Raw genomic sequence first — 23,056 nt, 5'->3', positions numbered from 1 at the left:
ACGGCCGGGCCGCGCGAAAGGATGCGCGATTGTAGGGGCGCGGTCCGTTCAGAAACGCACCGTGCCGCGCCCGCCCTGCCCCACCGCCAGCCGCCGCCCGACGCCCTCGACGATGACCGCGTTCATGCCGAAGCTGATCGCGCCGCCGACGCGCGGATCGGCCCGGTAGCCCGCCAGCGTGTCGCCGGGTTCGTGGCCGGGCACGGCGGTGTCGGGGTCGATGTTCGGGATCGGGCAGCGCGGGCAGGGCTTGACCAGGCGCAGCACCACCGGGCCGTCCGGCGTGGCGATGTGCAGCTCGTCGAGATGGTCCTCGGCATGCGCATCCAGGCCGGCCAGCACCAGATTGGGCCGGAAGCGCTGCATCGTCACCGCCGGCTGCCCGCGTGCGGCCAGGCGGCGGTTGAGCTCGTCGAGCGCCGCCTGCGACACCACCAGGATGGGATAGCCGTCGGAGAAGGCGTTCTCGGCCTCGATCTCGCCGGTCCACTTGCGGCTGGAGAGCCGGCGCTGGCCGGCCTCGAAGCGCACCGCCCGCACCGGCTCGCCCAGGCATTCGCTGAACCAGCGCGCGGCGCCCGGACCGGCGGAGCGGGCGGCGACCTCGTCATCCCAGACCCGCACCCGCAGCCGCTCGCCCAGCGGCTCGGCCGGCAGCTGGAGCGGCGCGAGGCCCGGCGCCTGCAGCTGCAGGCTGGCGTCGGCCGCGATCGCCGGGCGGATCAGCGCCATGCGCGGATGTTCGCGCTGCGAGACGAACTCGCCCGCCGCATCGACCAGCATCCACTCGCGGTCGCCGGCCAGGCCGGTGGCGGCCAGCCGGGCCTCGGGCACGCTCAGGCCCGCGCAGGACTTGACCGGATGCAGGTGCAGCGCGGCCACGGTGAAGGCGCTGCTGCCGTCGTCAGCGTCGAAGGGGGCGGAGGTGTCGGGGAAAGGCATTGTCGGGATCTCGGTCGGGCTGTTCCTACAATCTTGCCCCATCATGCTCGTGCCTCCCTTCGCCTCCAGTCCGGCCGGCTCCGGACACTCCTCCGCCTCGACGCTCGATGTGCTGATCCGCGGCGGCGGCCCGGTCGGCACCAGCCTGGCGCTGGCGCTGTCGCGCGAGGGCCTGAAGGTCGGCCTGCTGGCCGCCCCGCCCCGGCGCGATGCGGCGCCCGATGTGCGCACCTATGCGCTCAATGCCGGCGCGGTGGCGCTGCTGCGCGAGCTGCGGGTCTGGGACGCGCTGCCCGAGGACGCGCGCACCGCGGTGAGCGACATGCAGATCCGCGGCGATGACGGCGGCGCGCTGGAATTCAGCGCCTGGCAGCAGGGCGTGGCCGAACTGGCCTGGATCGTCGACGCCGCCGCGCTCGAGCAGGTGCTCGGCGAGGCGCTGCGCTTCGCGCCGCATGTGCAGCGGCTGACGCAGCCCGCGCCGGCGGCGCTGACCGCCATCTGCGAGGGCCGCGACTCCGCCACCCGCGAGGCGCTGGGCGCCGGCTTCGAGGCCTTCGCCTACGGCCACCTGGGCGTGGCGGCGCGGCTGCTCAGCGACCGGCCGCACCACGGCGTGGCGCGGCAGTGGTTCCGCCATCCGGACATCCTGGCGCTGCTGCCCTTCGACCGGCCGCAGGCCGGCCACGGCTACGGCCTGGTCTGGTCGCTGCCGCAGGACGAGGCCGAGCAGGTGATGGCGCTGTCCGACGCCGAATTCGCCGCACGGCTGCAGGAGGCCACCGGCGGCGCTGCCGGCCGGCTCGAGCCGGTGTCGCCGCGCGCGGCCTGGCCGCTGCGGGTCGGTCAGGCCTCGCGCTGGTGCGGCCCCGGCTGGGTGCTGCTGGGCGATGCGGCGCATGCGGTGCATCCGCTGGCCGGCCAGGGCCTGAACCTGGGGCTGGCCGATGTGCGGGTGCTGGCGCAGGTGCTGGTCGAGGCGCGGCGCACCGCACCGTGGCGCCCGCTCGGCGACGAGCGCCTGCTGCGCCGCTACGCCCGCGAGCGCAGCGTGCCGACGCTGGCGATGAGCCGGCTGACCGACGGCCTGCTGCACCTGTTCGCGCAGCCCGCGCCGCCGCTCAGGGAACTGCGCAACCACGGAATGACTCTGGTCCAGCAGCTCGGCCCGCTCAAGCGCTGGCTGACCGCCCGGGCGCTCGACGCCTGACCTCCCGGCCCTCTACCCTCTGGCCTCTCCCCGCACCGATCCCACCAAGGACCCTCCATGAAGCTGCCGCGCCCTGCTTTCCCCGCCTTCGCCACCGGCCTCGGCGCCCTGGCGCTGGCCCTGCTCGCGGCCGCGCCGGCCGCACGGGCCGACGAGAACGTCATCCGCAAGACCCTGGCCGAGCGCTTCCAGAACCTGCCGAAGATCGACGAGGTGCGCCCGGCGCCGGTGGCCGGCCTGTGGGAGCTGCGCCTCGGCACCGAGGTGATGTACACCGATGCCAAGGGCGCCTACCTGATCCAGGGCTCGATCATCGACACCGCCACCCGCAAGGACCTGACGCAGGAGCGCATCGACAAGCTGACCGCGATCGACTTCGCCTCGCTGCCGCTGAAGGACGCCATCGTCTGGAAGAACGGCAACGGCAAGCGCCGCATCGCCGTCTTCGGCGACCCGAACTGCGGCTACTGCAAGCGGCTGGAAAAGGACCTGATCAACGTGAAGGACGTGACGGTCTACAACTTCGTCATCCCGATCCTGGGCGGCGACTCGGCCGACAAGGCCCGCTCGATCTGGTGCGCCAAGGACAGCACCGCCGCCTGGCGCGGCTGGATGGTCGACGGCGTCGCCCCGCCGCGGGTGATGGGCCAGTGCGACGCCTCGGCGATCGAGCGCAACGCGGCGCTGGCGCGCAAGCACAAGGTCAACGGCACGCCGGCGATCGTCTTCGAGGACGGCACCCGCGCGCCCGGCGCGATTCCCGCCGCCGAGATCGAGAAACGGCTGGCGGCGCTGGCCAGGTCCTGAAGCCGGCTCAGCCGAGCCGGTACTGGCAGATCCAGACCTGATCGAGCGCCGGGCAGACCAGCCGCGCGCAGCCGACCTCGCGCGCCGACGGCGCGACCAGCTGCTGGTAGTGGCTGCAGACCCGGCCCGGCCGGCACTGGCGCGTCTCGGGATCCAGATCGGCGCCCTGCTGCGCCCACTGGTCGACGACATAGGCCGGGTCCAGCGGCTGCAGCGCGGTGCGGCCATCCTTCCAGCGGTAGGCGCTGGACCAGTACATGTTCTCGCCGATGTGCAGGTCCGGACTGGGCTGGGCCTCGCAGGGCTGGCCGCGACCGCGCTCGAGCTGCAGCGCCCACTGCCCGGCCGCACGCGCCATCTCGTCCGACCAGGTCAGCGGCCGAACCCCGGCATGCAGGCGCCACTCGTTGTGGCGCTGCAGCATCGCCTGGCGGGCCTCGGACGGCAGCACGGCGCGTTCGCCGGCAGAAGGTGCCGCCACGGCCGGCAAGCACGAAGCGGACAGCAGGACCAGGGCAGGAAGAAAGCGCGACAGCACGGCAGACCTCGGCGAGGCCGATCGCACCTCCGGCGGATCGGCAGGACAAAAGCCGCCACTATAGTGACGGATTTATCATTTCAATCGCCGAAAAAGCGCCGCACCGTGCCGTACCACGGCGCGCCGCGTCGAACCGCCGGTTCAGCGGTGGGTGAAGCCCGGTGCGCGCTTCTCGAGGAAGGCGCCCATGCCCTCCTTCTGGTCGGCGCTGGAGAACAGCGCGTGGAACAGCCGGCGCTCGAACAGCAGGCCTTCCGACAGCGGCGACTCGAAGGCGCGATCGACGCTTTCCTTGGTCGCCATCAGCGCCAGCAGCGAGTAGCCGCACATCGCCTCGGCGGCCTTCGCGGCCTCGGCATGCAGCTCGGCCAGCGGCACGACCCGCGAGACCAGGCCGGCGCGCTCGGCCTCGGCCGCGTCCATCATGCGGCCGGTCAGCGCCAGGTCCATCGCCTTGCTCTTGCCCACCGCACGCGGCAGGCGCTGCGTGCCGCCGGCGCCGGGAATGATGCCCAGCTTGATTTCCGGCTGGCCGAACTTCGCGTTGTCGGCCGCGATGATGAAGTCGCAGGCCATCGCCACCTCGCAGCCGCCGCCCAGCGCGAAGCCCGAGACCGCCGCGATGATCGGCTTGCGCACCTGGCGGATGGTGTCCCAGTTGCGCGAGATCAGGCCCTTGCGGAAGGCGTTCGGGAAGTCGAACGGATGCATGACCGAGATGTCGGCGCCGGCGGCAAAGGCCTTCTCACTGCCGGTGACCACCACGCAGGCGATCGAGTCGTCGGCATCGAAGGCCAGCAGCGCCTCGCCCAGCTCGTCCATCAGGCCATCGTTGAGCGCGTTGAGCGCCTTGGGCCGGTTCAGCGTGATCCAGCCGTAGGACAGCGCCTGGGCGCCGCTGCCCGGGCGGGTCTCGACAAGAATGTTCTCGTAGGTGCGTTCGGTCATGGCGGGAGATCCTGAGCGAGGGGGACGGGGAACGGTACAGCACCATGCTGCACCGCAGCAGGCGAGACTATAGAACGACCGTTCTATTTTGTCGCTGCGGGCGAACCCGCCTGCCGCGGCACCTCCGACAGCTGCAGATCGAGCCAGGTGCTGGTGTCCTGCTCGATGCGGATGCGCACCGGCAGCATCTGCAGCGTCGGCGCATACCAGATCTGCGCGCTGAGCAGGCTGCCGCCACGGCGCACCGCCTCGGCCGCGGCCTCGGGCAGCGCGGTGGTGATCGGCACCGGCCGCACATGCAGCGTCTCGAGCGGGCCCAGCGGCGTGTTCACCGGCACCCGGGCGCCGACCTCGTAGACCCAGCGCCGCACCCGGTGCGGCAGCGCCAGGTCGAACTCGATCTGCTGGCCGGGCTGGCGCAGCTCGGGCCGGGTCGAGAACAGCCAGACCATCTGGATGAACTGGCTGGCGCTGTCCTGCACGTCGGCACGTGCCGGCATGCGCCGGCCGTCGGCCAGCTGCACGCCCTCGCCGTCCAGGCTCATCAGCACCCGCCGGTCGCGGCCGACGATCTGGCGCGTCTCCTGCTCGTAGCGCTGCGGGCGCAGGCCCTCGGGCGTGATGCGGCCCTCGCTGCTCATGCGCCGCGACATCAGCGGCGCCAGGCTCGGCCCGACCGAGACCTCGAGATGGACCTGGTAGCGTTCGCCCGAGCGCAGCCACTCGACCTGGGCCTCGCCGTGCACCTCGCCCTGGTACCAGCCGGTCAGCGTGTAGCGCAGCCGGGTCGAGGCCGGCCACTCGAAGGCCGGGCCGGACGCCGCCGCGGCCGGCGCGCTCGCTCCAGCCGCAGCCGTGACCACGGCCCCCGGCGGAGCCGCCGCGACGCTGCCCGGCGCGGCCAGCGGATCGAAGTCGGGCGACTGCGGTCCGGCCGAGGCCGGCGGGGGCTCGGCGGACACGCTGATCTCGGCGGCATCGGCCAGCAGCGGCGCGGAGGCCGGTGCTTCGGGCGGCTCCAGCGGCTCAGGCCGATCAGGCTGCGGCGCAGGTGCGGCTGGCGCGTCCGGCGCCGCCTGCGGGCGGGCGGCCGACCGGGGTGCGGCGGCGGCAGCAGCCACCGGCGGCAGGCTCTGGGCGATCTCGCGGGTGTAGACCGCCGACAGGCGCTCGATCGCCGGATCCGGCGCGGTCGACGCCCGCAGGCGCTCGCCGAACCAGACCAGCAGCAGCGCATGCAGGCCCAGGACCGCCGCGCCCAGCGCCGCCAGCAGCCTCAGCCTGCGCATCGGTGCGCGCGGCTCAGGCGCCGGCGCGAGTCAGCCACGCCCCGCGGCGGCGACGCACCGCGGCCGCCGGCTTGCCCTGCAGCGACAGCGCCACCGCACCCTCGACCTCGCGCCCCTGCGGCAGCGTCAGGTGCAGCAGCCGGCGGTCACGCGCCACCAGCAGCGGCAGCGGCTGCTCGAAGGCGCCGTAGAGCGTGAGGTCTTCCGGCTTGACGACACGCCAGTCGCCCAGCGCCAGGATCTCGTCGCCGGCCGACAGGCCGGCGGCCTCGGCGAGCCCGCCCGCCAGCACCGACTGCACCTTCAGCCCGGCGGTCGCCTCGTTGAGCCGCGCGCCCAGGCGCTGCTGCAGCAGCGGGCGCTCGCGGCGCAGGTCGACGCCCAGCGCGGGCAGCAGCTCGGCCAGCGGCAGCTCGTCCGTGCCGTGCACCCAGGCGGCGATCTCGGGCGCGAAGTCGCGCCGGCCCACCCGGCGCAGCGCGGCCAGGATGTCGTCCTCGCCGATGGGGCCGCCGCCGCTGGCGCGCCACAGCTCGCGCATCACCTCGTCGAGCGAGCCGCGCCCGGCCGCGCGCAGCGTCAGGTCCAGGCACAGCGCGATCTGCGCGCCCTTGGTGTAGTAGCTGACGGTGGCGTTGGCGCTGTTCTCGTCCGGGCGGTAGTACTTGACCCAGGCGTCGAAGCTGGCGGCCGCGGCGCTCTGCACCCGCCGGCCCGGCGTGCCCAGCACCTGGTTGGCGGTGCGCGCGACCAGGCGCAGATAGCGCGCCTCGTCGATCAGGCCGGTGCGCACCAGGAACAGGTCGTCGTAGTAGCTGGTGAAGCCCTCGAAGAACCACAGCAGCCGCGTGTAGTTCTCGCGCTGCAGCTCGTAGGCGGCGAACTCGCGCGGCTTCAGGCGCTTGACGTTCCAGGTGTGGAAATACTCGTGGCTGATCAGGCCCAGCAGCGTGACATAGCCGTCGGCGCTGCTGGCGTCGCCGCGGCGCGGCAGGTCGCGGCGGGTGCAGATCAGCGCGGTGCTGTTGCGGTGCTCCAGGCCGCCGTAGCCGTCGTCGGTGGCGTTGAGCATGAAGACATAGCGCTCGAAGGGCGGCGGGTCGCACCCGTCGTCGCGGCCGTGCCAGAAGCGGATCTGCGCCTCGCAGATCTTCTTGGTGTCGGCCAGCAGGCGCTCGCCGTCGAAACCCGGCAGGGCGCCTGCGACGACGAACTCATGCTCGGTGCCGCAGGCGGTGAAGCGGCCGCGCCAGAAGGCGCCCAGCTCGAAGGGATGGTCGATCAGCGCGTCGTAGTCGGGCGCCGACCACTCGCCCGGCGCCACCTCGGGCAGGCCGGTGGCCACCTGCCAGCCCTCGGGCAGGGCGCCCAGCGTGACCCGGTGCTCGTCGGCCTCGCGGCCCTCGGCACGCAGGAAGACGCCGGTGCCGTTGAAGAAGCCGCGCTGCGCGTCCAGCCAGGCGCAGCGCACCGAGCTGTCGAAGGCGTAGACCCGCCAGCTCAGCGTCAGCGCGCCGCGGCCGCTGCAGTCGGCCTCCCAGGTGTGCTTGTCGATCTGCGTCAGCGCCACCTCGCGGCGGCCCTGGCTGGCCTTCAGCCCGCTCAGGTGACGGGCGAATTCGCGCACCAGATAGCTGCCCGGAATCCACGCCGGCAGCGACAGGCGCTGGCGCGGGGCCGGATGCGGCAGCGTCATCGTGACGCGGTAATGGTGGCTGCGGAGATCGTCGATCTCCAGATGAAGTCGGATCATGCGGGGCGCGGTCGGTTCGGAGATCAGGCCTGGGCTGCGGCCAGGAAGCAGCTCAGCGCAGCCACCGCGGTGAGCCGGAAACGCAGCGTCAGCCATTTCGACAGGCCGGCGGCGGGATAGACCCGCCGGTCGATCAGATAGCAGGCGATCAGCAGCACCGCCTGGATCACCAGCCCGGAGGCCGGCGGCATCACCACCGACACCCAGGCCAGCAGCGACAGCGTGACGCCGGTCCACAACCGGCGGTGCGGCACCGCCAGCACCAGCATCGCCAGCGCCCAGTGAATGCCGCCCAGGAAGGACACGATGATGCCGGCATAGACCGCCAGCGACAGCAGCACATAGGGCTGCACATCGGCACGCACCACCATCGACAGCAGCGCCCCGAAGCCGAAGGGCAGCAGCCCGGCATAGCCCAGGCGCAGCGCCAGCTCGTCAGGCGCGGCAGGCAGCCGCGCGGGCAGCGACGGCGGAGGATCGACAGGCAGCAGGGGCGAGGCGGACACGGTGGATCTCGGCAAGACAAGGGCGCCGCAGGGCGCGATGCCGGATTGTCACCGCAGCAGCGCGGACGCGCACGCCGCCGGGCTGATCCTCAGGGCGCGCACCAGCGTCCGGACAGTGCGGCGTCGCGCGCATCGAACACCGCACGGCGATGCCCCTGCGGATCCAGGGACAGCCAGTCCATGCGCTCGACCCGCAGGCGCATCACCGCGAAGTGCGCGCGCTGGCCGCGCGAACGGTCGAGCGACGCTTCGGCCTCGCCCTCGCCCTCGCCCTCGCCCTCGCCCTCGACATCGCCATCGGTCTTCGCGCCGCTGTCGTCGAAGGGCTGGCCCGGGCTCAGCGGCGAGAGATAGTCCTGCGCGGCGCGGGTATGGCGCAGCAGCGCCCAGCGCGAGGTCACGTACAGCCCTTCGGTGCTGACCAGGATGCGCCCGCCCAGCCGCAGCTGCCAGCCCAGCGTCCGCGACCAGCACAGCAGCTGCGCACGCGGATCGGCCTGCAACTGCGCCACCTTGGGCGAGCGGGCGTCGGTGTAGAGCAGCAGCGTGCGCGAGGCGACATCGACCTCGCGCAGCACCACGGTGCGCGCCTGCGGCCCGAACTCCGGACAGACGGTGGCCAGCACCGGCTGGCGCCATTCATGGGCGCGGTCCTGAGCGGCGCCAGCCAGCTCGCGCCACAGCGTGGCACCCAGCTCCTCCAGCGTCGGTCCGGACAGGGATGTGGCATTCATCGATCGACTCCAGGCAGCGCCGCCGCGGGATACGGCATCCACGGCCCCCCGACGCTGCCAACAGCAATGGACAGTGTCCGGCAAGCGCCGGACGCATGGCTCAAGGAATTCCAGAAATTCCCGGCTCAATTGTTTATTTATCAGGAATGTTTCATTGAATATTTAGCGATTTATAAACGTATTTCATCTCAATACAGTCACGGACATGGACAGCACTCACGAAGGAAGACCCACCATGACCCCCACCAAGACCACCAAGACCCTGCCCGCCCTGATCGCCCTGCTGGCCGCCGCGACGCTGTCGGGTGCCGCCCTGGCCGACGAGAGCCCGCGCAGTTTCGAGCATGAACATGTCGGAACGCCGAAGAACCGCGCCGAAGTGATCGCCGAGCTGCGCGAGGCCCAGGCCAGCGGCGAGTTCGAGCGTCTGCATGCCGACGAGCCCGCCGCGGTGCGGGTGCGACCGGCCGCCAAGGCGCGCAGCACCGCCGGCAGCACGCCGACGCTGCGCTGATTCCAGCCAGGCTGAGCGACGGCGTCGTCGCTCATCCGCCCGGCGCGGCCAGCTGCCGACGCCGGAACAGCTCCAGCACCGCACCGTCGTCATGCTCGGCCAGACCGGTCGAGCAGGCGGTGCGAAAGGCCGCCAGCGCCGCCTCGCCGAAGGGCGAACGCTCGCCGGCGGCCTGCAGCATCTGCAGCGCCAGCGTCAGATCCTTCGTCAGGATCTGCATGTGCGCGCGCGGCGCATGGTCGCCGTCGAGCGCTCGCGGCATCCGGTCGTCGGTGATCCAGGATTGCCCCGAGCTGGCCGAGATCACCTGCTGCAGCAGGCGCGGGTCCAGCCCCATGCGCTCGCCGGTGGCCAGCGCCGCGGCGCCCGCCACCAGATGCACGCCGGCCAGCAGGTTGTTGATCAGCTTGACCCGGGCCGCGTCGCCAGGCTTGTCGCTGACCAGGAAAGTGCAGCCGGCCAGATCGGCCAGCACCGCGGAGTGCCGCAGCCGCGCCGCCTCGGCGCAGGCCAGCATCAGGCTGAGCGTGCCGTTGCGCGCCTTGAGCGGACCGCCGGAGACCGGCGCGTCCAGCAGCTCGGCGCCGCGCGCGCGCACCAGCCGCGCGAAGCGCTCGACCTCGGCCGGCGCGATGGTGCTGCAGATCATCACGTCGACCGGCGGCGCCGACAGCACGCCGCCCGGGCCGCACAGCACCTCGTCGACCTGCGCCGCGTCGACCACCGCGATGATCAGCAGCTCGCAGGACTCGGCCACCGCCGCCGGCGTCGGCAGCACCCGCGCGCCCGACTTCGCGGCGATGCGCTCGGGCACCTTGCGCAGGTCGCGCACGTTGACGCCGTGGCCGCGATCGATCAGGCGCTGCGCCAGCCCCAGGCCGATGTTGCCGATGCCGATGACGCCGATGTCCACGCGACTCAGCCCTCGCGGCGCAGCGCCGGGAACAGGATCACGTCGCGGATGCTGGGCGAGTCGGTCAGCAGCATGATCAGGCGGTCGATGCCGATGCCGCAGCCGCCGGCCGGCGGCATGCCGTATTCCAGCGCGCGGATGAAGTCGGCATCAAAGAACATGGCCTCGTCGTCGCCGGCCTCCTTGTTGGCGACCTGCGACTGGAAGCGCGCGGCCTGGTCCTCGGCGTCGTTCAGCTCGGAGAAGCCGTTGCCGTACTCGCGGCCGGTGATGAACAGCTCGAAGCGCTCGGTGATCGTCGGGTTGGTGTCCGACGCCCGCGCCAGCGGCGAGACCTCGACCGGATAGTCGATGATGAAGGTCGGCTGCCAGAGCTTCTCCTCGACCGCTGCCTCGAACAGGCCGAACTGCAGCTGCGACAGGCCCCAGTGCTTCGGCGGCTCCTCGCCGAGCGACTTCAGCCTGGCGTGGATCGCGTCGGCGTCGTCGGCCTCGGCTGGCGAGAGGCCGGCGTGCACCACCAGCGAGTCGCGCACCGACAGGCGGGCGAAGGGCTCGTCGAGGTGGACTTCCTTGCCGGCGTAGGTCACGCGGGCTGCGCCGGTGGCGGCGATCGCGGCCTGGCGCAGCAGGTTCTCGGTGAAGTCCATCAGGTCATGATGGTTCCAGTACGCCGCATAGAACTCCATCATCGTGAATTCCGGGTTGTGCCGGACCGAGATGCCTTCGTTGCGGAAGTTGCGGTTGATCTCGAACACGCGCTCGAAGCCGCCGACCAGCAGGCGCTTCAGATACAGCTCCGGCGCGATGCGCAGGAACATCTCCTGGTCGAGCGCGTTGTGGTGCGTGATGAAGGGCTTGGCGTTGGCGCCGCCCGGGATCGGATGCAGCATCGGCGTCTCGACCTCGAGGAAGCCGTTGTCGATCATGAACTCGCGGATGCTCGACACCGCCTTGGAGCGGGCGCGGAAGCGCGCGCGCGCGGCGTCGTCGGTGATCAGGTCGACATAGCGCTGGCGGTACTTCTGTTCCTGGTCGGTCATGCCGTGGAACTTGTCGGGCAGCGGGCGCAGCGCCTTGGTCAGCAGGCGGATCGAGGTGACCTTGATCGACAGCTCGCCGGTCTTGGTGCGGAAGAGCGTGCCCTCGGCGCCGAGGATGTCGCCCAGGTCCCAGCGCTTGAAGTCGGCCAGCTTCTCGGGGCCGACATTGTCCTGGGTGATGTAGAGCTGGATGCGGCCGGTGCCGTCCTGCAGCGTGGCGAAGCAGGCCTTGCCCATGACGCGCTTGAGCATCATGCGGCCACCGATGCAGGCGCTGATCGGCGCGGCCTCCAGCGCCTCGTTGTCACGGCCTTCGGCGGCGGCCAGCAGGTCGGCGGCGTGGTCACGCGGCTTGAAGTCGTTCGGGAAGGCGACGCCCTGGGCGCGGATCTGGCTGAGTTTCTCGCGGCGTTCGGCGATCAGCTGGTTGTCGTCGGCGGGAACGGGAGTGGGGGCGGCGTGGCTCATCGTCGGCTCGGCTCGGCCCGGCCGCGGCGGGCGCGGCAGGCGGGTGTCGTGTGGAGGGAAGGATTTCGCGGCGATTCTAGGCCCGCCCGGGCCGCCGCCTAAAATCGATCGACCGCCCCGCCGCCCCTTCGCGGCGCCTCTGCCGCCTGTTTTGCCACCATGACCGTCGCCTTCCCCATCACCGACCGCAAGATCCGCTTCGCCCTGGTGGGCTGCGGCCGCATCGCGAAGAACCATTTCGGCGCGCTGGCGCAGCATGCCGACCGCGCCGAGCTGGTGGCCGTCTGCGACAGGCTGCCCGAACGCGCCGCGGCCGCCGCCGCGCAGACCGGCGCACGCGCCTTCACCTCGCTGGAGGCGATGCTGGCTGAAGTCGATGCCGACATCGTCGTGCTGACCACGCCCAGCGGCCTGCATCCGCAGCAAGCGATCCGCGCCGCGCGCGCCGGCCGCCATGTGCTCTCCGAAAAGCCGATGGCCACCAAGTGGGACGAGGGCATGGCGATGGTGCGCGAGTGCCGCGACGCCGGCGTGAAGCTCTTCGTCGTCAAGCAGAACCGCCTGAACGCGACGATGCAGCTGCTCAAGAAGGCGATCGACGACAAGCGCTTCGGCCGCATCCACATGGTCACGGTCAACGTCTTCTGGACCCGGCCGCAGAGCTACTACGACGAAGCGCCGTGGCGCGGCCGCTGGGACATGGACGGCGGCGCCTTCATGAACCAGGCCAGCCATTACGTGGACATGGTCGACTGGCTGGTCGGCCCGGTCGACAACGTGCATGCCTACACCGCGACGCAGGGCCGCGACATCGAGGCCGAGGATTCGGGCGTGATGAGCCTGCGCCTGCGCGCCGGGGGACTCGCCAGCATCAACGTGACGATGCTGACCTACCCGAAGAACCTCGAGGGCTCGATCACGGTGCTGGGCGAGCGCGGCACGGTGCGCATCGGCGGCGTGGCGGTGAACGACATCCAGCACTGGGAGTTCGACACGCCCCGCCCCGAAGACGAGCAGATCAAGGCCGCCAGCTACGCCACCACCTCGGTCTACGGCTTCGGCCACCCGCTCTACTACGCCAACGTCATCGACACGCTGCGCGGCGAGGCCCATGCCGAGGTCGACGGCTACAGCGGCCTGCGCTCGCTGGAGGTGCTGATCGCCGCCTACCGCTCGGCGCGCGACGGCGTGCGCGTCGGCCTGCCGCTGGTGTTCTGATCCCCCCTCGATCCGGAGAACCGACATGGACGCACCCGCCTGGCACCACGACACCGCGATCATCGACGACGGCGCCCAGCTCGGGCCCGGCACCCGGGTCTGGCACTTCAGCCACGTCTGCGCCGGCGCGCGCATCGGCGAGAACTGCTCGCTCGGCCAGAACGTCTTCGTCGGCAACGACGTGGTCATCGGCTCGGGCGTGAAGATCCAGAACAACGTGTCGGTCTACGACGCGGTGACGCTGGAGGACGACGTGTTCTGCGGCCCCAGCGTCGTCTTCACCAACGTCTACAACCCGCGCGCGGCGGTGTCGCGCAAGAGCGAATACCTGCGCACCGTCGTGAAGCGCGGCGCCACGCTGGGCGCCAACTGCACGATCGTCTGCGGCACCACGGTGGGCGAACACGCCTTCATCGGCGCCGGCAGCGTGGTCAACCGCGACGTGCCGGCCTTCGCGCTGATGGTCGGCGTGCCGGCCAGGCGCATCGGCTGGATGAGCCGCCACGGCGAACGCCTGGGCCTGCCGGTGCGCGGCGAGGGCGAGGCCAGCTGTCCGGCGACGGGGGAGCGGTATCGGCTCGTCGGCGACGTGGTGATCATGGTGGAGTGACGGATGACGAACGACTCCCTAAACCCACAAGCAGCGCCTGCCATCACGAGCAAGCGGGCTCGCGTCACCAGACCGGCGGCCGCTCCTCGCCTGCAAATCGAGCATCTTGGGCCGATCCTGTCGGCCGATGTGACCTTCGGCGACCTGACCGTGATCGTCGGCCCGCAGGCTACTGGCAAAAGCATCTTTCTACAAACACTCAAGCTGCTGATCGACCGCGATCACATTCACGACACCTTCCGCCATCACAACGTCAATGTGGCAGGAAGGGCCGAAGCCTTCTTGGAAGGCTATTTTGGCGGCGGCATGGCCGGGGCCTGGAACGCGGAAACCTCCGCGCTGACCTGGAACGGCAAGAAGATCAACCTGCCGGACTATGCCTCGCCCGGAAAGGCGCCCAAGAGTCGCATCAAGCACGAACGGCTTTTTTATATTCCTGCGCAGCGCGTCATGAGTCTGCCAGGCGGCGTGTCTCAGAATTTCGGGCAGTTCAATTACGGCGATCCCTACACCCTTCGCGTTTTTAGCGATGCCGTGCATGACCTGATCCAGAACGAATTCGGTGCCCAGGGAGAACTGTTCCCCTCCCCGCGGAAGCTCAACAAGAGTCTGCGCACCCCGATCCACCAGCATCTTTTTGGTGGTGGCAAGCTACTGATCGACGAGTCGAACTTCACGAAGCGTCTGGCGCTGCAGCTGGATGGCCAGTCCAAAGCGCTAGGCTTCTTGTCTTGGTCTGCCGGTCAGCGCGAATTCACGCCGCTGCTGATGGGCCTATACTGGCTGTGCCAAGTCCCCAACCCTCAGCGCATGTCAGGCGCAAGCCAGGACGAGGTGATCGAATGGGTGGTGCTCGAAGAGCCGGAAATGGGCCTGCACCCCCAAGGCATCTCCGCCGTGCTGCTGCTGGTTCTGGAATTGATGCGGCGAGGCTATCGGGTCGTCATTTCGACCCATTCGCCGGTCGTGCTGGAAATGATCTGGGCCATACAGGAGTTCAAGCAGCTTGGAGCCACGGAAAAAGACATCCGCGACCTGTTCAGCCTGAAGGCAGAGGACTCCGCCAAGAAACTGGCTCAAGCCGCCCTGTCGAAGGATTACCGTGTCTACTTCTTCGACCGCCAGAGTCCAGTCCGGGACATCTCGGCGCTGGACCCGGGAGCGCTGGAGCAGGCCGAATCCGAATGGGGCGGCATCACCGGCTTCTCATCCCGCGTGAACGCCACCATCGCCACCGCCGTGAACCGCGCAGCAGTCCGCACCGGAACCTCGATCTGATGGCCACCCGTCGCCAAGCCAGCGCTCGATCCGGGCAAGCCCCGTCCGACTTCGAGCACGCCTGCCGCCATGCGGAACTGGAGCCGCAACCCGGGCTGAGCGCCGTCAAGGGTGAATACCGTCCGGGCGTGGCGCTGAAGCCAGGTCACCGCCACACGGCAAGCGTCGATCTGGATGCCTGCCTTCTGGCCAGCGAGCCCACGGCAGCCCGGTGGGACTACGGCATCGGCATGCGCGGTGAGTCGGGCCAGGAACGTCTGGTCTGGCTGGAAGCCCACCCGGCATCCAGCACAGGAGAAGTGCAGAAGATGCTCGACAAGCTGGCCTGGCTGAAAGACAAACTGAACCAGCCCGCCTTCGAGCCTTTGCGCCGTCTCGAACACGAGGTCTCGGCCTACCGCTGGCTGGCCATGACCGGGGCCATCCGCATCCTGCCCCACAGCGCGGAAGCCCGGCGACTCGCCAAGGCGGGCCTGTCGTCTCCTCAGCGACGAGTCGAGCTGCCCTGACGCCATGCCCCTTGCCACCGTGTTCAGCCCATGGCGCCGGCTCCTGATCCTGGCCGCCACCCTGGCGCTGGCCTTCTGGACCCAGACCCAGCTCGCGCTGGCCGGGCAGCGCTGGCACCGCGAGCGGCTTCACCAGTTCGTCGGCAGCCCCTTCCCCTCGGCAGACGAGCTGCAGGCGATGGACTGGGGCACGCCGCTGCTGCTGGCGCTGCTGCCCTGGGTCGTGGCGCTGCTCGGGCTCGGAGTGCGCCGCTGGCGGCGCCGGCGAGCCGCCTGAGCCAGTCGGATCGGGGCGCTCTGCAACAATCCTCGGGCGCCTGCTGCACGCGCCTTTTTCCTCCGCCTTCCTCCGCTCATCCACTGCGCCATGTACATCGACACGATCCGGCTGGAGAACATCCGCGGCTTCCGGGAGCTGGAGTTCAGCTTCGACCGCGGCCAGGGACAGTACGCCGGCTGGACGGTGCTGACCGGGGACAACGGGTCGGGCAAGAGCACGGTGCTGAAGGCGATGGCACTGGTCCTCGCAGAAAACATCCGGGCGGCACTACAGCCCAGCTTTCGCGGCTGGGTTCGCTCAGGAGCGGGCGACGGAAGAATCGAGCTACACGCCATCGCACATGGCAGCACAGGCCATCGGGCACACATCGAGATCGTCGAGCACCCTGCAAGAGTGGGCGGTGTTCTCATGCCAGACGCCATGGGTGTATTCGATTCGCATCCGATAGATGGGTTTTCCTGCGGGTACGGGCCATTTCGCAGAATCTCCCGGGCAGCGCCGGACATGTCCGACCTGATGACCGCGCCGGTCATCGAACGGTTTGTCACCTTGTTCCAGGAAACGGCATCGCTCGTAGAAGTTGATCGCTGGCTCCGCAATCTGAACTACAAGCGACTGGAACAGAAGCCTGAGGCCGAGGCCACGCTCGCCATCGTTCTCGAACTGCTCAACGACGATTTCCTGCCCAATCAGATCACCGTCGATCGGGTCGATTCCGACGGGCTGTGGCTGAAGGACCGCGAGGGAAATGCGCTGTCCTGGGCCGACATGAGCGACGGCTACCGCGCTGCGCTGGCCCTGCTCGCCGACATCCTGCGTCACATGGTCAACGCCTGCGGCACGGACGATCTGACCGGACGGGATGACGAGGGGCGGCTGTTCCTGAAACCGGCCGGCGTCGTGCTGATCGACGAGATCGACGCCCATCTGCATCCCGAGTGGCAGCGGGAGATCGGTTTCTGGCTGAAGCGCCATTTCCCGAACATCCAGTTCATCGTCACCAGCCACAGCCCGCTGATCTGCCAGGCGGCCGATCCGAACGGCCTGTTCGTGCTGCCCGAGCCCGGCAGCGACGAGCCGGCCCGGGCGCTGACGGCGGAGGAATATCAGGAGGTGATCTCGTCGCGGCCGGACACGATCCTGCGCTCCGCAGCATTCGGCTTGCAGAACACCCGATCGCCCGTGGCCGTCGAAGCCCGGTCGGCCTTTGCGGACCTGCGCACCAAGCAGCGCGCAGGCGGCAAGTTGACCCAGGCCGAACAGGTGGAACTGGAACGACTGCGCCAGTACATCAACCCGGACGAAGAGCCCTGAGCGATGCGCCGCCTCACGCGCCCGCCTCTGCCCGCCCGGACCAGCGCCTTTCTGGCCCGCTGCCAGGAACGCGCCGACAACGCGCAGGAACAACGCACCCTCGACATCGAACGCGAGTGGCGCAATGCCCGCCAGCGCAAGGCCCTGACTGGCGTGCTGGACACATTGCGCACCATGAGCGGCCCGCACTGGCGCTGCATGTACTGCACCGACTCGCACGGCTGCGACATCGAGCATTTCCGTCCCAAGAAGCACTACCCGACCCATGCGTTCCACTGGCTGAACCTGCTGCTGTGCTGCACGACATGCAACCGCAAGAAGGGCGACCAGTTTCCGATGCTGAATGGCGCCCCGCTGCTGATCGACCCGACCGTGGACGATCCATGGGAACACCTGGACTTCGAGCCGGAGTCTGGCCTGATCAAGGCACGCTACGATGCCCAATCGGATCAGCGCTCTCCGAAAGGGCTGGAAACCGTACGCCTGCTGGCACTGGACCGCCGGGAAGTGACGGTCGGACACAGCAAGACGTTTCGGCGCCTGAAAAGGACGGTCGAGCGCGCACTGGATGCCGGCGGATCCGCACCGGCACTCATCGCCGAACTGCTGGAGGAGGACGACCACGGCCTGCTGCCCTGGTGTTTCGGCGAGATCAGCCGAACCGTCGAGCCTCTCTCCGACTTGCGTCTCCAACAACCTGACACCTGGATGGCCTGCGAAGCGGCCTTTCGTTGAGCACACTGCCCATGCAATTCATCGACCTCAAGACCCCCTACGCCGCGCTGAAGACCGACATCGACGCGGCGATCCATCGCGTGCTCGATCACGGCCAGTACATCATGGGGCCGGAGGTGAAGGCGCTCGAGGCCGCGCTGGCGACGTTTGCCGGCACGAAGCACTGCGTGACCGTCTCCAGCGGCACCGAGGCGCTGCTGATCGCGCTGATGGCGCTGGGCGTGAAGGCGGGCGACGAGGTGATCACCACGCCCTTCACCTTTGCGGCAACCGCCGAGGTGATCGCGCTGCTGGGCGCGCAGCCGGTCTTCGTCGACATCGAGCCCGACACCTGCAACATCGACCCGCGACTGATCGAGGCGGCGATCACGCCGAAGACGCGCGCGATCATGCCGGTGAGCCTGTACGGCCAGGTCGCCGACATGACTGACATCAACGCGATCGCCGCGCGCCACGGCCTGCCGGTGGTGGAGGACGCGGCGCAGAGCTTCGGCGCCACCTACCAGGGCCGGCGCAGCGGCGCGACCAGCACGATCGGCTGCACCAGCTTCTTCCCGAGCAAGCCGCTGGGCTGCTACGGCGACGGCGGCGCGCTCTTCACCGACGACGACGCGCTGGCCCAGGCCGCGCGCGAGATCCGGGTGCACGGCCAGAGCGCGCGCTACACGCACACCCGCGTCGGCGTGGGCGGACGCATGGACACGATCCAGTGCGCGGTCGTGCTGGCCAAGCTGCCGCGCTTCGAGTGGGAACTGCAGCGTCGGCGCGAGCTGGGCGCGCGCTACCACGCGCTGCTGGCGCCGCTGGCCGCGCAGCATCCCGGCTTCGGCCTGCTGACCGTGCGGCCGGACCGCGACTGCGTCTGGGGCCAGTACACCGTGTTCGTGCCGGAGCGGGCCAAGGTGCAGGCCGCGCTGCAGGCCGCCGGCATCCCGACCGCCGTGCACTACCCGAAGCCGCTGCACCACCAGGCGGCCTACGCCGCCGGCTGCTGTCCCGACTGCTGCCCCGGCAGCCTGGACGCCGCCGCCCGCGTGATGAGTCTGCCGATGAGCCCGGACCTGACCGAGGCCGACCAGGACCGCGTCGTCGCGGCGCTGGCCGAAGCGCTGGCCGGGCTGGCCGCGGACGCCTGAGCCGGTCCGAGATGAGCGAGTCTTCCGCGCCGCCGGCCGGTCGGGCCCCGGCCGGACTGCTGCGCGCCAGCCTGCTGCTGCTGCTGGGCAGCGCCGCGGCCCAGGCCATCCCGCTGCTGCTGGGCCCGCTGCTGACGCGGCTCTACAGCCCGGAGGAGTTCGGCCGCTTCCAGCTCTTTGCCTCGGTGGCGACCAATCTGGCGGTGCTGGGCTGCGGCCGCTACGAGTTCGCGCTGCCGCTGGCCCGCGACGAGGCCGAGGCCCAGGCGCTGCGCCGGCTGTGCTTGCGCCTGCTGATGGCGCTGACGCTGCTGTGCGTGCCCGGCGGCGCGCTGGCCGCCTGGCATCAGGACGAGCTGGGCTGGCTGGCGCTGCCGGCGGCGGTGGCCAGCGCCAGCCTGGCCTCGCTGGCCACGCTCTGGGCCACGCGCGAGCAGCGCTTCGCCGACATGGCCGCGGCGCGCTTCAGCCAGCACACCGGCACGACGCTGGTGCAGCTGCTGCTGGGCTGGCTGCACTGGGGCGTGGGCGGGCTGATCACCGGCAGCATCGCCGCGGTGGCGGGCGCGATCGCGCTGCTGCGGCTGCCGCTGGGCGGACTGCGCCACACCCCGGCGCCCGAGCGCACGCTGGAGCGCGAGATGGCGCGCCGGCACCGCGAGTTCCCGCTGCTCAACACCCCGCATGCCTTCGCCGGCGCGCTGCAGGACACGCTGGCGGTGGCGCTGATCGCCGCCCAGCTCGGGCCGGCGGCAGCCGGCTTCTGGGCGCTGTCGCTGCGCTATCTGAAGGCGCCGGCCACGCTGGTGGGCGGCGCGGTGTCGCAGGCGCTCTATCCGAAGCTGGTCGCCGCCGGCGGCAGCACGCCGGCGGCCCGCACGATGGTGCGCCGGGTGATGGCGGTGCTGCTGGCCGGCGGCGCCGCGCTGGCGCTGGCGCTGCATCTGCTCGCACCGGCGCTGTTCGGCTGGTTCTTCGGCGCGCAATGGCGCCCGGCCGGCGAGCTGGCGGCGGTGCTGGCGCCCTACATCGGCGTGCACTTCGTCGCCGCGCCGCTGGCAGTGGTGACCATGGCCTGGCAGGCCCAGGGCTGGGCGCTGCGCCTGGCGCTGGTCGGGCAGATCGCCTTCGTCGGCGCGCTGGCGCTCGGGCTGCATCTGGGCGGGCTGCAGGGCGCCGGCCAGGCGGTGTCGCTGGCGATGCTGCTCTACTTCGGCTTCTACTTCTGGCGGCTGGCCACCTGGCCGGTTGCGGAGACCCCGCGATGAACACCCTGGCGCTGCGCGCTGCCCTCAACCGCTGGCGCCGCCGCCTGCTGTGGCCGCTGCGGTTCCGCATGCTGTTCGGCGAACGCTCGCACGGGCGCGACCTGCCGCACACCCGCATCGCGCCGTCGACCTGCATCGAGCACGAGCACGGTCTGCGCCTGGGCGACCATGTCTTCATCGGCCACTTCAACCTGATCGAGGCCGGCGCCGGCGTGACGATCGGCGACGGGGTGCAGATCACCAGCCACTGCGCCATCGTCACCCACAGCTCGCACCGCAGCCTGCGCCTGCTCGGGCCCGCCTTCGCGACCTGGGCCGGACCGGGCGAGCGCCCGGGCTGGATCGCCGCGCCGGTGGAGATCGGCGCCTGGAGCTACATCGGTCCGCACTGCGTCATCGAGGCAGGCAGCCGGATCGGCCGCGGCAGCGTGGTGCGCGCCGGCACCCGGGTGAGGGGTTCGTTTCCGGATTTCGCGGTCCTGGAGGGCAGCCCGGCGCAAGTGGTCGGCGACAGCCGCGACGGGGATGAGACACTGCTGCAACGACATCCGCAATGCAGGGAGCATCACGCCGCCTGGACCGCCGCACCGGCGCCCGGCCCGGCTGACGACGACACACACCGCCGCTGACATGGCCCGACGACTGATCCGCGACCTTCCCGAAGCCCTGCCAGAGACCGACCCGCCTGCCTACGGCCGCTGGCGCCATGTGCTGATCGGCGACGCCGAGAGCCCGCACCTGCTGAAATGGGCGCGCGCGCTGGCGCCGCAGGTCGACCTGTGGGTGGCCTCCAGCCGCGGCTTCGCGCCGGGCTTCGACACGCTGGTGCCCGAGCGCTGCCGCTTCGCGCTCGGCGAGGACACCCGCCACGGCGGCGGCAATGTCGGCGTGCTGCGCCGGCTGCCCGAGCTGGGCCGCTGGCTGCAGCGGGTCGACGCCGACTGGCTGCACCCGCACTACCTGACCTCGCACGGCACGCTGACGGTGGCGGCGAAGAAGGGCTGGAAGCTGCGCGGGCAGATCTGCGCCTCGGCCTGGGGCAGCGACATCCTGGTCACGCCGCAGCGCGGGCCGCACTACCGCTGGATCACCTCGCAGGTGCTGCGCGCCAGCACGCTGACCACCAGCGACTCCGAGCACATGGCCGCGCAGATGCGCCAGCTCGGCGCCGCCGAGGTGCAGGTCTTTCCCTTCGGCCTGGAGCGCATGCCGCCGGTGCCGGTGCGCAAGGCGCCGTGGACCTTCTTCGCCAACCGCGGCCTGGAGCCGATCTACCGCCCGGAGCGGGTGATCTCCGCCTTCGCGACCCTGGCCAGCGCCTTCCCCGAGGCGCGGCTGACGGTGGCCAACGACGGCTCGCTGCGCGGCGCGCTCGAGGCGCGCGTGGCCGAGCTGGGCCTGTCGCGCCATGTGGCGTTCGTCGGCCGGCTGGACGCGGTAACGCAGCAGCGCCACTACGAGCAGGCGCAGTGGTACCTCAGCCTGCCCTCGAGCGACTCGGTGGCGGTGTCGGTGCTGGAGGCGATGGCCAGCGGCTGCATTCCGATCCTGTCGGACCTGCCGGCCAACCACGAGCTGGTGCGCTCCGGCCACAACGGCCTGATCCTGACCGACACCCCGATCGAGCTGATGAACCTGCCGACGCAGCTCGCGCCGCTGCTGCCGCAGGCGCTGGAGATCGGCCGCGACAATCACGAGTGGGTGCGGCTGCACGGCCAGTTCGCGCCGGCGGTGGTCGGCCTGCTCGACCGCATGGCCGAGCTGATGTGAGCCGCCGTCCCCGGAGCCCGATGAATCTTCTCTACCTGAACCACTATGCCGGCGCGCCCGCGCTCGGCATGGAATTCCGTCCCTACTATCTCGCGCGCGAATGGGTGCGCCTGGGCCACCGGGTGCAGATGGTGGCCTGCGCGACCTCGCATGTGCGCGCCACCGCACCCACGCCCCGAGGCCGCCCGGTCGAGCAGCCCGAGCACCAGGACATCGACGGCATCGACTACCTGTGGTTTCCCGGCCCGCCCTACCAGGGCAACGGCCTGGGCCGGGTCAAGAACATCTGGGCCTTCCTGAACCAGGTCTGGCGCGCCGCGCCGGGCATCGCCCGGCATTTCCGCCCGGATGTGGTGATCGCCTCCAGCACCTATCCGATGGACATCTGGGTGGCGCGCCGCCTGGCCCGGCTGGCCGGCGCGAAGCTGGTCTTCGAGGTGCACGACCTCTGGCCGCTGTCGCCGATCGAGCTGGGCGGCATGTCGCCGCGCCATCCCTTCATCCTGATGTGCCAGAAGGCCGAGGACGATGCCTACCGCGACGCCGACGTGGTCGTGTCGATGCTGCCGAAGGTGCACGAGCACATGGCCGGGCGCGGCCTGGACCTGCGCAAGCTGCACATCGTGCCCAACGGCATCACGCTCGACGAGTGGGACGGCGCGCCCGAGCCGCTGCGCGAGGATGTCGCCGGCGCGGTCGCGGCGGCGCGGGCCGCCGGGCGCACGGTGGTGGGCTACGCCGGCTCGATGGGCCTGCCCAACGCGCTCGACACGCTGCTGGACGCGGCCAAGCGGCTGCGCGATGCCGGTGCCGCGATCGCCTTCGTGATGGTCGGCGGCGGCCACGAGCGCGATCGCCTGGCCGAGCGGGTGCGCACCGAGGGCCTGGAGGCCAGCGTCACGATGCTCGCGCCGATCCCCAAGCGCCAGATCCCGAGCTTCCTGGCCGGCATCGACATCGCCTACATCGGCTGGCAGCGCGTGCCCATCTACCGCTTCGGCATCGCGCCGAACAAGCTGATGGACTACATGATGGCCGGCTGCGCGGTGCTGCACTCGGTCGAGGCCGGCAACGACCCGGTCGCGGAGGCCGGCTGCGGCCTGACGGTGGCGCCGGAGTCGCCGGACGCGGTGGCCGAGGGACTGCGCCGGCTCGCCGCGCTGCCCGCGGCCGAGCGCCGCGCGATGGGCGAGCGCGGCCGCGCCTTCGTGATGGCGAACCACACCTATCCGGTGCTGGCGCAGCGCTTCATCGACGCGGTGCGCTGAAGCCG

The 23,056-nt window shown here is 70.7% G+C and carries 24 protein-coding genes; 15 read left to right on the top strand and 9 right to left on the bottom strand.

The features are described 5' to 3' along the window. Positions 1 to 48: 48 nt before the first annotated feature. A complete protein-coding gene (locus tag NFT33_RS01470) occupies positions 49 to 942 on the bottom strand; it encodes an MOSC domain-containing protein (RefSeq protein ID WP_251672678.1) in 894 nt (297 codons plus the stop codon). 43 nt (positions 943 to 985) lie between these two features. On the opposite strand from NFT33_RS01470, the gene NFT33_RS01465 reads away from it, so the two are divergent. Next, entirely contained in the window at positions 986 to 2,152 is a 1,167-nt protein-coding gene (locus NFT33_RS01465) for an FAD-dependent monooxygenase (protein WP_251672677.1), read from the top strand. A gap of 57 nt (positions 2,153 to 2,209) precedes the next feature. Beyond that, positions 2,210 to 2,959, top strand: a complete 750-nt coding sequence (locus tag NFT33_RS01460; protein WP_251672676.1) for a DsbC family protein — start codon at positions 2,210 to 2,212, stop codon at positions 2,957 to 2,959. Between the two features lie 7 nt (positions 2,960 to 2,966). Here the strand turns inward: NFT33_RS01460 and NFT33_RS01455 are convergent, their stop codons facing one another. From NFT33_RS01455 to NFT33_RS01430, 6 genes are all read right to left on the bottom strand, one after another. Next, positions 2,967 to 3,410 (bottom strand): CAP domain-containing protein, encoded by a 444-nt coding sequence (locus NFT33_RS01455; RefSeq protein ID WP_180692931.1) that lies wholly within the window; start codon positions 3,408 to 3,410, stop codon positions 2,967 to 2,969. A 228-nt stretch (positions 3,411 to 3,638) separates the two neighbouring features. Further along, positions 3,639 to 4,445 carry an enoyl-CoA hydratase gene (locus tag NFT33_RS01450; protein ID WP_149502289.1) on the bottom strand — a complete coding sequence of 269 codons (807 nt, stop codon included), beginning with the start codon at positions 4,443 to 4,445 and terminating at the stop codon, positions 3,639 to 3,641. Between the two features lie 83 nt (positions 4,446 to 4,528). Beyond that, positions 4,529 to 5,734: a DUF3108 domain-containing protein gene (locus tag NFT33_RS01445; RefSeq protein ID WP_220786928.1), complete on the bottom strand. Its 1,206-nt coding sequence runs from the start codon at positions 5,732 to 5,734 to the stop codon at positions 4,529 to 4,531. Between the two features lie 13 nt (positions 5,735 to 5,747). Beyond that, positions 5,748 to 7,487: a M61 family metallopeptidase gene (locus NFT33_RS01440; RefSeq protein ID WP_251672675.1), complete on the bottom strand. Its 1,740-nt coding sequence runs from the start codon at positions 7,485 to 7,487 to the stop codon at positions 5,748 to 5,750. Positions 7,488 to 7,510: 23 nt separating this feature from the next. After that, positions 7,511 to 7,993, bottom strand: coding sequence for a DUF3429 domain-containing protein (locus NFT33_RS01435; protein ID WP_246607617.1), 483 nt, complete (start codon positions 7,991 to 7,993; stop codon positions 7,511 to 7,513). An 89-nt stretch (positions 7,994 to 8,082) separates the two neighbouring features. Further along, positions 8,083 to 8,727, bottom strand: a complete 645-nt coding sequence (locus tag NFT33_RS01430) for a pyridoxamine 5'-phosphate oxidase family protein (protein WP_251672674.1) — start codon at positions 8,725 to 8,727, stop codon at positions 8,083 to 8,085. Between the two features lie 235 nt (positions 8,728 to 8,962). Between NFT33_RS01430 and NFT33_RS01425 the strand changes: the two genes are divergently transcribed. After that, the gene (locus NFT33_RS01425; protein WP_251672673.1) at positions 8,963 to 9,241 is read left to right on the top strand and encodes a DUF4148 domain-containing protein; all 279 of its coding nucleotides are present in this window, start codon (positions 8,963 to 8,965) and stop codon (positions 9,239 to 9,241) included. A 31-nt stretch (positions 9,242 to 9,272) separates the two neighbouring features. Here the strand turns inward: NFT33_RS01425 and NFT33_RS01420 are convergent, their stop codons facing one another. Together NFT33_RS01420 and lysS are read right to left on the bottom strand one after the other, a co-directional pair. Further along, complete coding sequence (locus tag NFT33_RS01420) at positions 9,273 to 10,154, bottom strand: NAD(P)-dependent oxidoreductase (RefSeq protein ID WP_251672672.1); 882 nt, start codon at positions 10,152 to 10,154, stop codon at positions 9,273 to 9,275. Positions 10,155 to 10,159: 5 nt separating this feature from the next. Beyond that, on the bottom strand, positions 10,160 to 11,665 hold the full coding sequence (gene lysS / locus NFT33_RS01415) for a lysine--tRNA ligase (RefSeq protein WP_251672671.1): 1,506 nt from the start codon (positions 11,663 to 11,665) through the stop codon (positions 10,160 to 10,162). A 159-nt stretch (positions 11,666 to 11,824) separates the two neighbouring features. Between lysS and NFT33_RS01410 the strand changes: the two genes are divergently transcribed. From NFT33_RS01410 to NFT33_RS01355, 12 genes are all read left to right on the top strand, one after another. Further along, positions 11,825 to 12,883: a Gfo/Idh/MocA family protein gene (locus NFT33_RS01410; protein ID WP_251672670.1), complete on the top strand. Its 1,059-nt coding sequence runs from the start codon at positions 11,825 to 11,827 to the stop codon at positions 12,881 to 12,883. Positions 12,884 to 12,908: 25 nt separating this feature from the next. After that, the gene (locus NFT33_RS01405) at positions 12,909 to 13,493 is read left to right on the top strand and encodes an acyltransferase (protein WP_251672669.1); all 585 of its coding nucleotides are present in this window, start codon (positions 12,909 to 12,911) and stop codon (positions 13,491 to 13,493) included. Positions 13,494 to 13,496: 3 nt separating this feature from the next. Further along, positions 13,497 to 14,771, top strand: a complete 1,275-nt coding sequence (locus NFT33_RS01400) for an AAA family ATPase (RefSeq protein WP_220786936.1) — start codon at positions 13,497 to 13,499, stop codon at positions 14,769 to 14,771. Continuing rightward, complete coding sequence (locus NFT33_RS01395; RefSeq protein WP_251672668.1) at positions 14,771 to 15,280, top strand: hypothetical protein; 510 nt, start codon at positions 14,771 to 14,773, stop codon at positions 15,278 to 15,280. The genes NFT33_RS01400 and NFT33_RS01395 overlap by 1 nt, the downstream gene beginning before the upstream one ends. Positions 15,281 to 15,284: 4 nt before the next feature. Beyond that, on the top strand, positions 15,285 to 15,557 hold the full coding sequence (locus tag NFT33_RS01390; RefSeq protein WP_251672667.1) for a hypothetical protein: 273 nt from the start codon (positions 15,285 to 15,287) through the stop codon (positions 15,555 to 15,557). A gap of 90 nt (positions 15,558 to 15,647) precedes the next feature. Then, positions 15,648 to 16,874 (top strand): AAA family ATPase, encoded by a 1,227-nt coding sequence (locus tag NFT33_RS01385; protein ID WP_251672666.1) that lies wholly within the window; start codon positions 15,648 to 15,650, stop codon positions 16,872 to 16,874. Positions 16,875 to 16,877: 3 nt separating this feature from the next. Further along, positions 16,878 to 17,609 (top strand): retron system putative HNH endonuclease, encoded by a 732-nt coding sequence (locus NFT33_RS01380; RefSeq protein WP_251672665.1) that lies wholly within the window; start codon positions 16,878 to 16,880, stop codon positions 17,607 to 17,609. An 11-nt stretch (positions 17,610 to 17,620) separates the two neighbouring features. Further along, positions 17,621 to 18,745: a DegT/DnrJ/EryC1/StrS family aminotransferase gene (locus NFT33_RS01375; RefSeq protein ID WP_251672664.1), complete on the top strand. Its 1,125-nt coding sequence runs from the start codon at positions 17,621 to 17,623 to the stop codon at positions 18,743 to 18,745. 11 nt (positions 18,746 to 18,756) lie between these two features. Beyond that, positions 18,757 to 20,013, top strand: a complete 1,257-nt coding sequence (locus NFT33_RS01370) for a lipopolysaccharide biosynthesis protein (protein ID WP_251672663.1) — start codon at positions 18,757 to 18,759, stop codon at positions 20,011 to 20,013. Positions 20,014 to 20,024: 11 nt separating this feature from the next. Beyond that, positions 20,025 to 20,642: an acyltransferase gene (locus tag NFT33_RS01365; RefSeq protein ID WP_149505103.1), complete on the top strand. Its 618-nt coding sequence runs from the start codon at positions 20,025 to 20,027 to the stop codon at positions 20,640 to 20,642. 1 nt (position 20,643) lies between these two features. Continuing rightward, positions 20,644 to 21,783 (top strand): glycosyltransferase, encoded by a 1,140-nt coding sequence (locus tag NFT33_RS01360; protein WP_251672662.1) that lies wholly within the window; start codon positions 20,644 to 20,646, stop codon positions 21,781 to 21,783. 20 nt (positions 21,784 to 21,803) lie between these two features. Further along, positions 21,804 to 23,051, top strand: a complete 1,248-nt coding sequence (locus tag NFT33_RS01355) for a glycosyltransferase family 4 protein (RefSeq protein ID WP_251672661.1) — start codon at positions 21,804 to 21,806, stop codon at positions 23,049 to 23,051. The last annotated feature ends 5 nt before the right edge of the window (positions 23,052 to 23,056 follow it).

Source organism: Sphaerotilus sp. FB-3 (assembly GCF_023706025.1).
GTDB lineage: Bacteria > Pseudomonadota > Gammaproteobacteria > Burkholderiales > Burkholderiaceae_C > Sphaerotilus > Sphaerotilus sulfidivorans.
This window is presented reverse-complemented; position numbering and strand designations above follow the sequence as displayed.

Bases quoted from the DNA above. Each gene is read 5' to 3' on its own strand.
- lysS (WP_251672671.1), bottom strand. From the start codon at position 11,665: ATGAGCCACGCCGCCCCCACTCCCGTTCCCGCCGACGACAACCAGCTG.
- NFT33_RS01410 (WP_251672670.1), top strand. From the start codon at position 11,825: ATGACCGTCGCCTTCCCCATCACCGACCGCAAGATCCGCTTCGCCCTG.
- NFT33_RS01445 (WP_220786928.1), bottom strand. From the start codon at position 5,734: ATGCGCAGGCTGAGGCTGCTGGCGGCGCTGGGCGCGGCGGTCCTGGGC.
- NFT33_RS01385 (WP_251672666.1), top strand. From the start codon at position 15,648: ATGTACATCGACACGATCCGGCTGGAGAACATCCGCGGCTTCCGGGAG.
- NFT33_RS01430 (WP_251672674.1), bottom strand. From the start codon at position 8,727: ATGAATGCCACATCCCTGTCCGGACCGACGCTGGAGGAGCTGGGTGCC.
- NFT33_RS01380 (WP_251672665.1), top strand. From the start codon at position 16,878: ATGCGCCGCCTCACGCGCCCGCCTCTGCCCGCCCGGACCAGCGCCTTT.
- NFT33_RS01360 (WP_251672662.1), top strand. From the start codon at position 20,644: ATGGCCCGACGACTGATCCGCGACCTTCCCGAAGCCCTGCCAGAGACC.
- NFT33_RS01400 (WP_220786936.1), top strand. From the start codon at position 13,497: ATGACGAACGACTCCCTAAACCCACAAGCAGCGCCTGCCATCACGAGC.
- NFT33_RS01440 (WP_251672675.1), bottom strand. From the start codon at position 7,487: ATGATCCGACTTCATCTGGAGATCGACGATCTCCGCAGCCACCATTAC.
- NFT33_RS01470 (WP_251672678.1), bottom strand. From the start codon at position 942: ATGCCTTTCCCCGACACCTCCGCCCCCTTCGACGCTGACGACGGCAGC.
- NFT33_RS01425 (WP_251672673.1), top strand. From the start codon at position 8,963: ATGACCCCCACCAAGACCACCAAGACCCTGCCCGCCCTGATCGCCCTG.
- NFT33_RS01405 (WP_251672669.1), top strand. From the start codon at position 12,909: ATGGACGCACCCGCCTGGCACCACGACACCGCGATCATCGACGACGGC.
- NFT33_RS01460 (WP_251672676.1), top strand. From the start codon at position 2,210: ATGAAGCTGCCGCGCCCTGCTTTCCCCGCCTTCGCCACCGGCCTCGGC.
- NFT33_RS01465 (WP_251672677.1), top strand. From the start codon at position 986: ATGCTCGTGCCTCCCTTCGCCTCCAGTCCGGCCGGCTCCGGACACTCC.
- NFT33_RS01355 (WP_251672661.1), top strand. From the start codon at position 21,804: ATGAATCTTCTCTACCTGAACCACTATGCCGGCGCGCCCGCGCTCGGC.
- NFT33_RS01370 (WP_251672663.1), top strand. From the start codon at position 18,757: ATGAGCGAGTCTTCCGCGCCGCCGGCCGGTCGGGCCCCGGCCGGACTG.
- NFT33_RS01375 (WP_251672664.1), top strand. From the start codon at position 17,621: ATGCAATTCATCGACCTCAAGACCCCCTACGCCGCGCTGAAGACCGAC.
- NFT33_RS01450 (WP_149502289.1), bottom strand. From the start codon at position 4,445: ATGACCGAACGCACCTACGAGAACATTCTTGTCGAGACCCGCCCGGGC.
- NFT33_RS01390 (WP_251672667.1), top strand. From the start codon at position 15,285: ATGCCCCTTGCCACCGTGTTCAGCCCATGGCGCCGGCTCCTGATCCTG.
- NFT33_RS01395 (WP_251672668.1), top strand. From the start codon at position 14,771: ATGGCCACCCGTCGCCAAGCCAGCGCTCGATCCGGGCAAGCCCCGTCC.